The following is a 13,336-nucleotide window of genomic DNA, read 5'->3' as shown; positions in this document are numbered from 1 at the left end:
GTCAAACGTTGGCAATCGATGGTCGATCTTTCTGTTAATCACGCTCATCAGTTCAGTACATAGGTATCATCAGTCCGTCCCATGGTAGACAAACGGCGAGTGATCAAAGGACGACCTCAAAATGAGCCATGAACTACGACGCAATCGGCTTGCCGAGCCTCTCTCGGGCCGGTCACCTCTCCTGAGACAAATAATTCCAGGATTCAACCCGCGACCGTTCAATCCTGATTTTCGCGAATGAGATCGATGATTCGCTTTGGATGAGGAAGCCCCTTTGCAACGACCTCCAGGTCGTCTTGTCCCGAACTGGAGATGCCAATGCCTCCGACGTTGAGCAATCGCTGAGCGAACGATTGATCGAGTTGGATGTTGCGAACGTCGTCGTGCTGGACTTCTGATGTATCTCGCGAAACGATGCCCTCGCGGTAGATGGTGCGATCGTCGGTGACGGTCAAAGTGGTGAATCGGCTCAGCAACGTCCAGTAACCGATCATGCCCGCGACCACGAGCAAAGCCACCGTTCCCAACCAGACCACAATGGAGGCCGGACCGAGCACCATGGCTTCGCCCAACGAATAACCTGCCAGCGACATGCCGGTGACTGACATGATGAGCAACGTCACTGCAACGAGCCCCACGACGGCACAAACGATCGTGGCGATGGGGCGGGCTCGAAAGACAACCGGATGAACATCAACCAATGTGCGTTCGGCTGGCTCCGATGCCATTTTGCTTTCGCGTGCCGCTTCTTCTTCGACCTCGTGGACCGAGGTCACCACAGCGGTTGGCATCTCCATCTCGAATGGCTTTTGGCAACTTGGACAGACCACTGGCCCATCGAGATGCTCGATCGTGCTGTCGACTTCGCGTTGGCAGTAAGGGCACTGCGTGGTAAGGACTTGCATGTTTGAAACTTCCGGTACGAATGATTGATGCGACGGCAACGAACCATGCACATCACATACCGAAAAGTGCCAATTATCTGCGAGACTCTCGCTCCAACCCTCAGTGCACTTTCAATCGACAAGCTGGCCGTTATGCGGCCATCGACGAACAGCTTTGTTCGCACTTTCGGCAGCACTCAACGCACTTGTCCATTCCACCGACCTTTTCGCAACTCTCCGCACACGCTTTGCAGATTTCGGCGCAGGCTCGGCAGTAGAGCGAATGATGATCGCTGTTCCTGCTCATGAAATCCACGCAGGCGTTGCATGCCGCGATGCAATCGAGCATCAGCTTGACGTGCGATTGCTCCACATGGTCACCACCTTCGACGAGACAGTGGCTAGTCAACATGTCGGCGCAAGTGGTTCGGCATTCTTGACAGTTCTGGATGCATTCTTGCATGGATGCGGTTGCAGTACTCATTCAGGTTTCTCCGTTGGAGTGACTTCATGCGGCCGAGTTGCCGCGACTCTCCTCGGCTGCAACCCGCATACCACTGAGCAACCACGAACAACGGACATTCAACTCAAACAAAATGGCAAGCAAAACATCACAGGGGACTGTGATGGCGCCATTACACGAGACTACGACAATCGACGCGATTTTCCTGGTCGCGTTGATCGGCACACTCTTTCGTCCACGTGTACAACGTCAGCGGAGGCAAGTTGAAGGGAACAGCTTCCGTCTTCGCGGGACCAAACAGCGGCCGTGCAAATTCTTCGACATGGTTGCGAATCTGATAGGCCACGAACACTCCGCCCGGTCGCAAGACCTGATGAATGGACTGAGCGATAGTTTCTGCGATCGCGGGTGGCATGCTGCTGAATGGCACCCCCGAAACAACCGCGTCAACTGATCCGCATTCATGTCTCGCAGCGATCTCCGCTAGCGAACAAGCGTCATCGATCGCAACCTCCAACCGTGGATCTTGGATCTCGTGAAGAGGCGGAGCAAACACTGTCGATTTTTCAACCGCCAGCAGCTTTGCGTCGGGTCGCATGAATTCGAGCAAGCCCTGGGTCGTGCCCCCGGCTCCTGGCCCTAGTTCGATCACACAGCGTGCGTTTCTCACACAATCGCGGTTGGCGAGTTTCCGCGTCAGGTAGGGTGAACTCGGGCAGAGGGTAGCGACATCCAACGGAGCCTGCATCCATGCCCTCAAGACATAAAACGCACGCGTGGCAAATGTCGGCCGGATGCCCGCTTCACTCGGCCCTGCACTGATCGCATGCATGTTGCTTCAACCCCGATGGAAATCAATCGCCAATACGTAAAAACCCGACGCTGCCACTCGTTCATCGAAGCGACATACAGCCGAACATCGACCGCGACGGAACTGCAATGCAATCCACATGCCAGGTCGGTATGAAGATTGCGTCGTCTCTGCATATCTTCGGACTTTGAACCTCAATCGCAGGCACCACGGACGATGAAAAACGCTCCCGATCAACCAGAAATCACTACCGCGAGTGCCAAAGCGATCAACTACAGGATCGATTCTGGTTCGACTCCTGCCGCCGCCACCGAACCGTTCCTACACGATTCATCTCATCAAACCGAAACGCCTCATCCGCGTCGTGATTCGGCGTCATCGTCGACGCTTCCTGGTCGCGGCGATCGTTGGACACGAGGCATGGTCACGGCGATCGCGGCCATCTTGACGTTGGGCACGCTCTATGTCGCGACCGATCTGCTGGTACCAATCGCGATCGCATCGCTCGCTTATCTGACGCTTCGACCAATCGAGGCCAAGATTTGTCGGTGGGGCGTTCCACAGGCGGCCGCCAGTGCATTGTTGATCATCGGGCTGTTCTCTTCGCTCGCGTTGATCGTTGCATTGCTCTATTCGCCGGCGCAGCAATGGATCACCTCGGCACCCGAAAGCCTCCACACGATTCGGAGCAAGTTTCAATCGGTCGCGGAACCTCTTACCGCGGTCGATCGAGCGGGCACGGCGGTGGACGATGCAACTGTTCCCCTGAAGAACGACCAACCGCGAATCGAGGTGGCTTACCAAAAGCCATCCATCGTGGAGGAAACCGTGATGATCAACCAGACAGGTCAAATGCTCGCATTCGTCGCCGCAATCGCGGTGCTGACATTCTTCATGTTGTCGACGGGCGACGATCTGCTGAACCGAACGCTCGGAGTCCTTCCCAACGCGAACACACGCGGCGAAGTCTTGAACAAGATCGGCGACATCCAGCAAAGCGTCGGACGTTATCTTGCGCAGATCACCTGCATCAACATCGGACTGGGTGTGGCGGTCACGATCGTAATGTGGATGGTTGGCATGCCGACGCCGGTCCTCTGGGGTGTGACCGCTGCTTTGTTCAATTTCATTCCTTACGTCGGTCCATTGGCTGCCACATCAATCGTCTTTCTCGCAGCCGCCAGTTCGTTCGATACGATGGGCCGAGCGAGCTTGACAGCGTTTGCGTTTTGGCTGACCACCGCGATCGAAGGCCAATTCGTCACTCCGACCGTTCTGGGCAAGACACTGAAAGTCGGCCCAGTCGTGGTGCTCATAGCGGTCGCGTTCTGGGGATTCCTTTGGGGATTGTCCGGCGTCTTCCTGGCAGTCCCGTTGCTGATCGTGCAAAGGAAAATCTTCGCGAGCTTTGATGCCACGTATGCGTTCGCCGTCGTGCTCGGAGAAGACGCTTGCGAGCCTGGCGAAGATTGCAATCCAATCAAAGAACACAAACCGATTGCAGAAGCGTCACCCATCTAGCATGACCTCATCTGGTCAGCTCGCAGGTCTCGCTATCCACGGATTTCAACCGTTGAGTTTGCACGATCGGAAGCGGTGGCTCGTTCACATACCCTACTGACTGGTCAGTTTTTTCAGCAGCGTTGCCACTTTGCCTTTTGCTGGGAACGAGGCAAAGCCGTCGATTTGTTCCGGTGTTGGATCGGAGTTCAGCTCTGCCAAGCTCTCGATGTATAACTCCAGAATCGGTGCGCAGTCGGTTGCTTTTGCGAGTCGATCGCACTGCTTTTCGGCCGCTTGCGGTTGAGGCTGGCAAGCGTCTCTGCATCGTGAGGCTCAGGCAACGATGGCGTTTCAGAACCGTCTTTCATTTGGCATCCTCTCCGCGGTGTTCGGGCGATCACAATTGTCGAGAAGTTCAGTTCGATAATCCTAATTGGTCCGCAAGCTGACTAAGAACCTATCCGAAAACCCTCTCTTGCCCCCTGATTTGCGGGGTTTGGCGAGGTTTTCGGATAGGTTCTAAGTGCTGGCCGCCGGTGTTGGTGATTTCCGTTTGCACTTTCAGCCCCGGTGCGAGCCGTGAAAGTCGATCGAAGAGCCACTCGGCCACCGCGTCGGCATCTTCGCGGGTCGGGCAACGAGCCATCGCCTCGCGACCACCTTTTCGCTGCAACCGCTCGGCTGCCGCGATGATCGGAGCGGGATCGACAACGATGAGATGATCCGGCCAAGGCACGACTGGATCGTTGGACCCTTTGCCCGTGTTGCAACTCTTGTGAGCCAAGCGTTCGGTCGGCAGGTCACCTTTGTCCTGTTTCTTTTTCTTGGCTCGGCCCTTGCTGATGCGTGTGTCCAAGCTCGCACCGCGAGGGTCGTTGGGCGACATGTCGGGATCCACCGGTTCGTCGCACAACCAACATCGCCAACCATCGGCTTCGCCCACATCTTGAAGTTGTCCCATCAGCTTTCGGCTCTCGATTGCATGGTTTCGGTTCGATTTTGAATGGCATCAAGGTACCGTGGCCCGCCGCCTCGAGAAGGGTGAGTCCAATGCCAAGCCTTTGCAGAGAACCGACCGCGGACGATTACCGATTCGGTCTCGAAGGGCCAATGTAGCTCTTCGCAATGACAACGTTGTCGAAGTAGACGATGTTCTCGGATTGCTTGGTCCAGCGATCTGTTACATAGCTTTCCAGCGTCAATGCGTTGGCAAATAGCGTGGGGCTTGTTCGCCAGTTGAAACCTGTCCAATGCCCACGCAGCTCACCGTCGATCCAGTAGGCTTGCTCACCATCGTTCTCTCCGGGCGTGTTGTGCTGAATCATGAACTCAACACAAATCCAATCGCCACGCTGAATGTTCGGTTGTGATTTCGGGCGAAATCCGTTGCCCCAGTATTTGCCGTCGGGGCTCGCTTTCATCGTGTGCCAGTAGCTGTAAAAGTTCCAGCGTCCTGGCGGAGACCACTTGCCCCAATTCCCCCACGGTTCAATGGCGGTTGAGAAACGCTCCTTTCCATCTGGCAGCAGCCCGGCTCCACCGAATCCACTCCAACGGTCTTTGCCCTGCAGTGACTTGTTTGCACGAAGCGTACAAAAATGGTGCACGTAGTCGCAGTCTTCGTCGAACTTCGTGTAAAAGCGGATGAAAAGTCGCTCGGAGGACTCAAACCATTTCGTGAATCCGCCGCCGGTATTCTTATCCAAAGTCGCGGTTACTTTCAGCGATCGCTCGCCAAGCACATCCGGATCTTGCCCCGTCGCACTGGATGGCTTGGTGACGAAGGAGAGTGCGTTCTCGCGGTTGCTGGTGTCATCCCACTTGGATCCGAGATCTCCAGATTCGAAGTCGTCGGCGAAAATAACCGCTGCATGGCTGGCGATCTCTCGATCACTCTCGAAATTCGAGGCAAGTCCTTCTCCTGTGGGCAACTCGCTCTCCTCAATCAATCGAACCGGTGAATCGGATTGAGCAAATGCAGGTGATACCGGACTGACAATCAATGCGGCGCAAACCGCGGTGAGACAGATTGGGTGACAGCCAAAGATTTTCTGCATAACGGATTTCTTTCGACTCAGGACAACGGAATTGTATCGCAGCACTTCACTCGACCGACCATGAAAGCAGGTTTGCGGCGCATTGATTGTCAGATTGCGAAAAACATGGCAGCCGATAGTTCACTTCTAGTGATGTAGGTCATTATGTCCCAGGGCCTCTTCATTCTTGTTGCCGCTCGCGAGGGAATGGAAGGTTTGTTCCTTGAGATAGTCAAAAATGCGTTGGTTCGGTTTCTCATCGTGAGGCATCGTTTCGTTCACTCGAGCGACTTTTGGCTGAGGACATCTTTGAGATAGGAATTCACTTCGTCGGGGTGAGTGAGCGAAAGGACGTGCCCGGCGCCGGCGACGACCTTGTCTGGGTCTGTGTATTTCACCGGTAGTGTCCAGTCGCGATCACCATGCAAGTGGTAGACCGGACACGAAGGAACGGGAGCCAACGACCAGTCCAGTATTCTCGACAGAGACCATTTGAAGACTCGCGGATCTGAGTCGCGAAACTGACAAGCAAGACCGTGGGCAAACGGCGTGAATCGTTTCAATCTCCTAGCGGTCATGGGCCGCGATAGCAATTGAAGGAACCGAATTGGAAGGAAGGGAATCAAGAAACGAAATGGGCGAGCACAGCGGGCGTACACAGGCAGCTGAGATGGCGACTTGATACTTCCAATCAGAATCACTGCCTGGGCGTCGACGTGTTCTGCCAGATGAAGAGCGACGATGCCGCCAAACGAAGCAGCACCGATGACGCAAGGTCCGGGATCAAGTGTTTCCGCAAGCCGTTGAGCGTACTCGTCGATTGACTCTTGCCGGTGTGGGGGCGACCAAACGGGACACCGTAGTTGCGGGAACGCGACCTTCTGCGGCGTGAAGATGCGAGCGTCTGCGGCAAGTCCGGAGAGCAGAACGAGTGGCGTCTTTGTCTCAACTGGCATCGTGAACTTTGCCATCGATTAAGTTGGGATTTCGCCGATGCACCGAAACCCGAGGCACCGACCGCGAGCGTCAGGGTTTCGCCCGCGGCGGTAACCGGGACGGCACAATTCAATCGGTCCTACCCAGCTGCCACCGCGTTCACTTCGCGTACCGGTTTCAATTTTTGCCACCGGATCGAGCTGGGTTGCTGCGTCACTCGAATAAAAATCAGGCGTGAACCAATCTCGGCACCAATGCCAGATCGTTCCGCTCATGTGCCTGAGACCAAATCGCGATCGTCCATACTCCTGCTGCACCAATGGAATTGGTAAGCCGTCGGATTCGTACGACTTGCCGCGATGATGAATTCCGGCATAGACGTGTTCTATGTTGTCGAACGCCCCTGCGGCGGCGTATTCCCATTGTGCCTCTGTTGGCAAATAGCTGCGTTCCCAATCGTCGGCCGCCCAGTCGCGGCCGTTTGCCCAACGCGAATAGGCGTCCGCGGCGTACCATGAAACCAACACGACTGGCTGCATCGCTGTGCCAGGAAGTGGCTTCCAAGTCCGTCCACCGTGTTCAAACTGCACGTCAGTTTGGCGATCGTCATCTGGCGAAAGAGTGATCAACATTGCAATGTCGTGTTTCTGCAGATCGATCGAATTGAGGAACCGGCAAAAGGCAGTCACCGAGACAGGTTCGATGTCGATCAGAAATGGCGACAACGTGACTGAATGACGGGGGCCCTCATCTTGATGAGCGTCTGCTTCGTCGTTGCCAACGAGGACAGAAGCAGCAGGGATTTGGACACAAACCATTCCATCCGTCTTCCGGCGGAACATCGGCAGCTCGCTGGCAGCGTCAAGTTTTTCGTACAGGGCGGCTTGATCCAACTCGTCGGCGTTGATTGTTCCACCAAGCTGCGTGAAGCCGGACTCGGGCGGCGGTAGAAGCCCGACAGGCATCTTTCGCCAGCCACTGCGAACCGGTGCTCCGGTCCCCTGATTCAAAAAAGCAAACTCAGCTAGGTCACGAATCCTGAATGGCTGGCGAGTGAAGATCAACTTTCCGACAGCCGTTTTCGGTGTGTCGGGAATCGTGATGCCGAATTCATCTTCGGTCTCCATGATCAGCTCGATCAGATCAAGGCTGTCACAATTCAAATCCTCGATCAGGCGGCTTTCCGGCTTGACTTCATCGAGGCCCAGCCCGAGTTGCTCTGCAGTCACGATACAGAGTCGCTTTTCGACTTGCTCTAACTCCAGCCAAACCGAGGAAGCACTCATGAAGGATATCTTTGCACCGGAATTCGAGAGGGTTGGGCACTACGAACATTTGAAGACAACCCTTGCATGGATGTCGTCGGCAAGTGCTTTTTGGATGATATCGGCAATCGTGTTCCAGTCTCCACCGACGAGTTCCCCGCCGATCATTGGAGAGCCAATCCGCTTGTCAGACACAATTTACCAAAAACACCCACGATCGCTCGCCGGAACGCTGAGCGGATGGAGCAGAATGCGGTTTGCCCAGTCGACGGGGTGGCGCGTGGAACGAAAACATCAGCGAATTGCCACGAAGAAGATGCCGGTGCATGCAAGTTGTTTGGATGGTTCAACGATCAGCTAGCTTCATCCGTCGAGTTTCGCCGGACTGGTTGGCCTGCCAGACTTCTCCGGTGGCGGGATCAAGGCAGGTGCTTTTGCAAGCGTCAAGAGATTTGACTTGCACTCGGCTCGGCTTGTCGTTGGTTCCGTTGTCAATTCTGCTGCGTAGCTTGGTCCCATTGAGCCGCGGTTCCGGCGCGTCAGTTGCTGTTCATCGAACGTGCTGATTCCGCCACCAACGCCAAAAGGATGACAACAAGGGCCATGACAAAATCCAACGCAGTCAATCGTCGTCAATTCGCGCAACTGGGAACAGCTTCCTTGGCGGTCGCTGCTGGCACCAATGGTGCGAACGCCGCTCAGAACACGAACGGCTTTCCTGACACCCAACAAATCCAGCCAGTTGGCGGCAGCTCATTGAACAAGTCGAGCGACCAAGTGCCACTCGCTCCGCCAAACGACCAGCCGCCGAATTTGAAATTGCCAGAGGTGCCAAAGAAGAAAATTGGCTGGGCCGTCGTTGGTCTCGGCCAGCTCGCTCTGGGGCAGATCATGCCCGCTTTCGGGTTGTGCGATCTGTCGGAGCCAACCGCTCTGGTGAGCGGCCATCCCGACAAGGCGAAGACCGTTGCGGAAGCCTACGGAATCGAAAAGAACGCGATCTACAACTACGAGAATTTCGACACGATCTTAGAAGACGACCGCATTGATGTCGTCTACATCGTCTTGCCAAATTCAATGCACGCCGAGTTCACAGTCCGCGCGTTGCGGGCAGGGAAGCATGTGCTGTGCGAAAAGCCGATGGCGGTGTCCATCGAAGAGTGTCAGCGAATGATTTCCGCGGCCGAGGAGGCAAAACGCAAGTTGATGATCGCCTACCGGCTGCACTACGAACCACTGAATCGCAAAGTCATGCAGATGTGCGATGAAAAACGGTTTGGTCAGATCAAGACATTTGACGGTAGTTTCAGTATCAACGTCGAAGCCCCCAACATTCGATTGGCCGCGGAACTAGGTGGCGGGCCGGTCGGCGATGTGGGCGTCTATCCGATCAACGCGGCTCGCTATGTCACCGGTGAAGAACCTGTTGAGGCGTTTGCTCAAGCACACCAGCCCACCGACGATCCACGGTTTCGCGAAGTGCCCGAAAGCGTTTCTTGCGTGCTGCGGTTTCCCTCCGGCGTTCTGGCCAACATCAGTTGCGGATTCGGCACTCATCGCAATGACTTCTACCGCGTCGCATGTGCCGATGGTTTGATCGAGCTGACGCCAGCATTCAGTTACAACGGCCAGCGATTGATGACACATCAAAAGAGCAATGCGGATTCGCATTCTGTGGTGACCCATCATGAGATCGCCGAGGTCAATCATTTCGCGTCGGAGATGGATCATTTCTCACGAGATATTTTGGAGGATCGAAAGCCGCGAACGCCGGGGGAAGAAGGTCTAGCCGACATGCGAGTGTTGGCCGCAATGGCCCAATCCATCCGCGACGGCCGAGCGGTTCGATTGAACGAGTAGCGTGACTGACGCGGCGCAACGATCTGAGGTAGCGAAGTCGCCAACAGTCTCGGCTTCTACTGGCTAAGGAACGGTTTGAGAACGACGTTCCGAAGTTGGTCGAGCTGATTGATTGGACCATGTCGTTTCTCTTTCCGGTGAGTCTGTCACGGTTGGATACAACGAAGTCATTGAACAGAATATGGTGAATCTTTACGAGTCACTGAGTGAGAAAGACCGGCGTCGCAACGCTGCGATTGAAGCGGAGAAGCAGCCCCCATTGCGGCACCGAGTACATTGCAACACTGTTTGGCTGCGATCCAAAACCATCCGCCGCGGAACGCGAGAAGTCGGCCAGCTCAACGAAGATATGGCCGCCGATCGAATCTGGAAAAAATGGGCTGGCGGCGAATTGCTAGCTATCGCCAGCCGGAACTCACCCCGGCGCTCCGGCAAGAAATTGAAACGGAAACAGCGGGCTCGCCGGTGACCCCGGGGCAGCTTTAGACCAACCGATCGACCCGTGATCTGGCAACAATTTTGAGCAAACAAGGTATCTCGGTCGGACCGAATGCGGTTCACCGTTTGCTTCGAGAAGAACTTGATCTTGGCCGCCGACAGGCCTTGGAGGATCGCCCGCTTGGAGACTGCCCGAATCGTGACGCGCAGGTCAAACGCATTGACAAACTTCGTCGGCATTTCACGTGTTGGGGTCACAGTGCATGATCGCTCAGGCTGCGACGTGGGCCCACTTCAAACCAGACCCATTCTCCACTGCCCCGCTCGAGCTCAATTACGAGCTGCTGAACCACTGGACCACCTGGCAATGGTATGGAGAGATTCGGATGACGGTCGGAAATTTGAGCCGATACGTCTTTTGTGATCGAGCGTGTGAGTTTCATTCCGAAGGATGACGGCAGGCTGCGGTTGAGTTGCATTGACGCGTATTGCTGCTTGGTCCGCTGAACGATTTGCAACGGAAGCGTTTCGTTGGTTTGCCATCGGATTGCTATCTCGCTTTCGGTGCCATCGCTGATGTTCAGAGAAATCAGATTCTCCCTCGACTCAGCTGGTGCTTCTGACATCAATTCGCCAAGCGCCTTCGAATGCTCGCCAATTTCGATTTCTCGCCACAAGTGTTCCAAGCCGCCCAGGATGCGAAGCCGCCATCGGGTAATGCGATCGTTTGCTGGCGTATTGGCTAGTCGAAGTCCGACTTCATCTGGGCGGCTTGCATCCCACTTCAATTCCACCACCGGCTGATACTCAGCTTTGGGACCTAAGGACGCATGCAAGAACGCGGTGAGGGTTTGTTTCGTCGATTCATTTTCCCAGCGTTGTGTCGCCGAGCCGCTGGCCGCGTCCCGGATCTGCCATGAGGCAAATGACTGCGTTCGATCGGAAAGAATCGATTTTTCGCCGTCATAAAAATCCGCGACGATTCGCAACATTGGATCGTTGGTAGCCAGGCTCGGTCGCGTGAATGTCCAGTGATAGGGCGGGCGATTGGACATCTTGTAACGCAGACCGTCGCGCAAGCCGATGCCTTGGTGCAGTGGATCGAATGGCGGAACCATCAGGGGCGACGGTGGCTGGTAAGTCTGGTCGGCTGAATCGATCCACAGCCTGTATCCCAGCCGCGTCACGTAGTTGTCGCTGTTGCCGTTAAAGTAATTGCGTTTCCCAAAATCGGGCTTTGCACGGTAGCTCCGGGCGGCCAGTTGAAGTGGAGAAGAAGACGATGCTGACTGGCGTGGCCAACCCATGCCGTGGGACGACGACCATCCGCCAGGAATCCAGTCTTGTCCCATCTTTACTGAGATGACTTGCTCACCGTCGACATAGACGACGTATTGAAATTCGTCGTCAGGAGAGTCACCCGACTGGAGCGTCACCCGATGTTGCCCAGCGAGAATTCGCACCTTGTCAACGATTGGCGGAATTCCTCGTTCAGAAATGTCTCCTGCCCCAAGTCGCAGTTCGTAATCGTCGTTTTCTGGAACATGCACTCGCCACGAGAGAAAGTCGTCGGCCACTTGGGGCATCGCTGCCAAAGTCAACTCGTCCTCGTTGTCCACGATCAAACGACTGGACAACGACAGCAGTTGCTCCCTTTGTTGATGCAGCAAACGGTTCTTTCGGTGCACCATACCGATAGCGATGCCCACCGCGATCAGCGTCGTGAGGATGATTAAATGGCGCAACGAAAACTTCAGACGTGCCGATCGAGGCGAGTTGTCGCTATTCATCACTCACCTCCGACGCAACCCGACTGGGATCGAAATCGCTGGGCGTTTCGCCTTTGCGCAACTGGTTGAATTCTGACTCCCGGGTTTTCGGAAACAACACAAACAGTCCACCGGCGTAGGTCGTGAACTTCTTACCGGCGACTTCCTTCTTCTCTGCGGTGCTCGGGTCATAGGTTTTCAGCAATGGCAGAATGGTGTCTTGATCGAACGATCGCGGTCTTTGATTGCTGGCTGCCAGCTTTTGTACCACCAACGAATCGTCAAACTGCTCATGATTGAAACGATGCCACGAAGTCGTCCCTGCCGACCCGCCGAAGCAATCAAACACTACCAAACGGTTATCCTTCTTTTGAAAGCTGATAGTCAACAACTCGTGAGTCGCTTCGGGATTTGGCGAACCGCCGCTCGAACCGAAGGAACCGCTATGATAGATCCCATTTTCAGCGACCCGGCCACCGCCGCTCATTCGCATAAAGTCGTAGCCGGGCGGGATATAACATCGGAATTGCCAAACTCGATCCACGTGAGACGCGACTTCGGGTGGGACTTGTGGCGTCTCGATTTCCACAAGATAAATCCGGTCCGCATCGTCGATCGACATCCGCCCCAGTTCGGCTTCTAGCTGCGCGATCTCTTTGGCTAACCGACCGTTCTCACGTGTCAATCTGATCAAAACGCTCCCGCCAAGAATCAGGGCGAGAATCAGCAACAGACGGAGTGCATGCTTCATGATATGGCCTCACGCAGAGGTTGACGGCGTCGATACCCGCTCTTTGTCGGTCTACGGCATGGTGGATACCACCGAACCACTAACGATCAGGCTGCGTTCGTGCTTGTCGCTAAAAACTGCGGTAGTCCACGACTGGCGGACACCTGAAAATGGTCCAAGCCGTTTTGAGGAGTCCCACTGTTTTAAAGAAACCCACTCGCCGTTTGTTCAGCAAAGCGTTTTACCATCTTCCCGGAAATACATCGCACCTTTCACGCCCCGAAGGTATCGAGCTTTGGGCGACCGGATCAAAGGTGTACATTGACGCGTCTCGCACTGGGATATGTTAACGCGTGTGCACTGTTGATGACATTGTTGTCGAACAGAGCAGTATCAACAAAAGCAACTTAGCGCTGAAGAAGTGTCGTCAAGTTTGGAGTGAGTGCCTGCAGCTTAAAGGTGTTCGCAAAAAGTGATGGGTCGAACGTTCAGGGCTTAGGAAGCGTTCGGAAATAACTTCGGCAATCGTGTAAAATCGCAGGGTCATGATTCCACGGAGGCCAATTATGAACAACGTTTACGGACCGGACATCGAAAATCAGATGCAGCAACTCTACGAGTCTTTCAACGAGAAGGACCGT

12 protein-coding genes are annotated in these 13,336 nt (G+C 55.1%); 3 read left to right on the top strand and 9 right to left on the bottom strand.

Features of this window, described 5'->3' with window-relative positions; all coding sequences use genetic code 11:
- Positions 1-218 precede the first annotated feature (218 nt).
- From CEE69_RS27535 to CEE69_RS27525, 3 genes are all read right to left on the bottom strand, one after another.
- A complete protein-coding gene (locus CEE69_RS27535; RefSeq protein WP_099263786.1) occupies positions 219-905 on the bottom strand; it encodes a PH domain-containing protein in 687 nt (228 codons plus the stop codon).
- Positions 906-1,035: 130 nt separating this feature from the next.
- Positions 1,036-1,368: a four-helix bundle copper-binding protein gene (locus CEE69_RS27530; protein ID WP_099263785.1), complete on the bottom strand. Its 333-nt coding sequence runs from the start codon at positions 1,366-1,368 to the stop codon at positions 1,036-1,038.
- Positions 1,369-1,519: 151 nt separating this feature from the next.
- On the bottom strand, positions 1,520-2,179 hold the full coding sequence (locus tag CEE69_RS27525; RefSeq protein ID WP_099263784.1) for a class I SAM-dependent methyltransferase: 660 nt from the start codon (positions 2,177-2,179) through the stop codon (positions 1,520-1,522).
- A gap of 195 nt (positions 2,180-2,374) precedes the next feature.
- On the opposite strand from CEE69_RS27525, the gene CEE69_RS27520 reads away from it, so the two are divergent.
- Complete coding sequence (locus CEE69_RS27520; RefSeq protein ID WP_099263783.1) at positions 2,375-3,679, top strand: AI-2E family transporter; 1,305 nt, start codon at positions 2,375-2,377, stop codon at positions 3,677-3,679.
- A 439-nt stretch (positions 3,680-4,118) separates the two neighbouring features.
- Here CEE69_RS27520 and CEE69_RS27515 read toward each other — a convergent pair whose 3' ends face one another.
- From CEE69_RS27515 to CEE69_RS27500, 4 genes are all read right to left on the bottom strand, one after another.
- Positions 4,119-4,622 (bottom strand): hypothetical protein, encoded by a 504-nt coding sequence (locus CEE69_RS27515; RefSeq protein WP_099263782.1) that lies wholly within the window; start codon positions 4,620-4,622, stop codon positions 4,119-4,121.
- 124 nt (positions 4,623-4,746) lie between these two features.
- Positions 4,747-5,718, bottom strand: a complete 972-nt coding sequence (locus tag CEE69_RS27510; RefSeq protein ID WP_099263781.1) for a hypothetical protein — start codon at positions 5,716-5,718, stop codon at positions 4,747-4,749.
- Positions 5,719-5,975: 257 nt separating this feature from the next.
- Positions 5,976-6,668, bottom strand: coding sequence for an alpha/beta fold hydrolase (locus CEE69_RS27505; RefSeq protein ID WP_099263780.1), 693 nt, complete (start codon positions 6,666-6,668; stop codon positions 5,976-5,978).
- 3 nt (positions 6,669-6,671) lie between these two features.
- Positions 6,672-7,919: an SUMF1/EgtB/PvdO family nonheme iron enzyme gene (locus CEE69_RS27500; protein WP_099263779.1), complete on the bottom strand. Its 1,248-nt coding sequence runs from the start codon at positions 7,917-7,919 to the stop codon at positions 6,672-6,674.
- Between the two features lie 582 nt (positions 7,920-8,501).
- Between CEE69_RS27500 and CEE69_RS27490 the strand changes: the two genes are divergently transcribed.
- Positions 8,502-9,758, top strand: coding sequence for a Gfo/Idh/MocA family protein (locus CEE69_RS27490; RefSeq protein ID WP_099263777.1), 1,257 nt, complete (start codon positions 8,502-8,504; stop codon positions 9,756-9,758).
- Between the two features lie 112 nt (positions 9,759-9,870).
- Positions 9,871-10,227, top strand: coding sequence for a hypothetical protein (locus CEE69_RS32970; RefSeq protein ID WP_199169967.1), 357 nt, complete (start codon positions 9,871-9,873; stop codon positions 10,225-10,227).
- Positions 10,228-10,450: 223 nt separating this feature from the next.
- On the opposite strand, the gene CEE69_RS27480 is transcribed toward CEE69_RS32970, so the two are convergent.
- Positions 10,451-11,986, bottom strand: a complete 1,536-nt coding sequence (locus CEE69_RS27480; protein WP_099263775.1) for a hypothetical protein — start codon at positions 11,984-11,986, stop codon at positions 10,451-10,453.
- Positions 11,979-12,716, bottom strand: a complete 738-nt coding sequence (locus CEE69_RS27475) for a hypothetical protein (RefSeq protein WP_099263774.1) — start codon at positions 12,714-12,716, stop codon at positions 11,979-11,981. The genes CEE69_RS27480 and CEE69_RS27475 overlap by 8 nt, the downstream gene beginning before the upstream one ends.
- Between the last annotated feature and the right edge of the window lie 620 nt (positions 12,717-13,336).

This window comes from Rhodopirellula bahusiensis (genome assembly GCF_002727185.1).
Lineage (GTDB): Bacteria > Planctomycetota > Planctomycetia > Pirellulales > Pirellulaceae > Rhodopirellula > Rhodopirellula bahusiensis.
Note: the sequence above shows the minus strand (reverse complement) of the source record. Positions and strands in the feature narration are given on the sequence as shown.

Coding starts and splice junctions, on each gene's coding strand:
- CEE69_RS27535 (WP_099263786.1), bottom strand. CDS start 905: ATGCAAGTCCTTACCACGCAGTGCCCTTACTGCCAACGCGAAGTCGAC.
- CEE69_RS27530 (WP_099263785.1), bottom strand. CDS start 1,368: ATGAGTACTGCAACCGCATCCATGCAAGAATGCATCCAGAACTGTCAA.
- CEE69_RS27525 (WP_099263784.1), bottom strand. CDS start 2,179: ATGCATGCGATCAGTGCAGGGCCGAGTGAAGCGGGCATCCGGCCGACA.
- CEE69_RS27520 (WP_099263783.1), top strand. CDS start 2,375: ATGAAAAACGCTCCCGATCAACCAGAAATCACTACCGCGAGTGCCAAA.
- CEE69_RS27515 (WP_099263782.1), bottom strand. CDS start 4,622: ATGGGACAACTTCAAGATGTGGGCGAAGCCGATGGTTGGCGATGTTGG.
- CEE69_RS27510 (WP_099263781.1), bottom strand. CDS start 5,718: ATGCAGAAAATCTTTGGCTGTCACCCAATCTGTCTCACCGCGGTTTGC.
- CEE69_RS27505 (WP_099263780.1), bottom strand. CDS start 6,668: ATGGCAAAGTTCACGATGCCAGTTGAGACAAAGACGCCACTCGTTCTG.
- CEE69_RS27500 (WP_099263779.1), bottom strand. CDS start 7,919: ATGAGTGCTTCCTCGGTTTGGCTGGAGTTAGAGCAAGTCGAAAAGCGA.
- CEE69_RS27490 (WP_099263777.1), top strand. CDS start 8,502: ATGACAAAATCCAACGCAGTCAATCGTCGTCAATTCGCGCAACTGGGA.
- CEE69_RS27480 (WP_099263775.1), bottom strand. CDS start 11,986: ATGAATAGCGACAACTCGCCTCGATCGGCACGTCTGAAGTTTTCGTTG.
- CEE69_RS27475 (WP_099263774.1), bottom strand. CDS start 12,716: ATGAAGCATGCACTCCGTCTGTTGCTGATTCTCGCCCTGATTCTTGGC.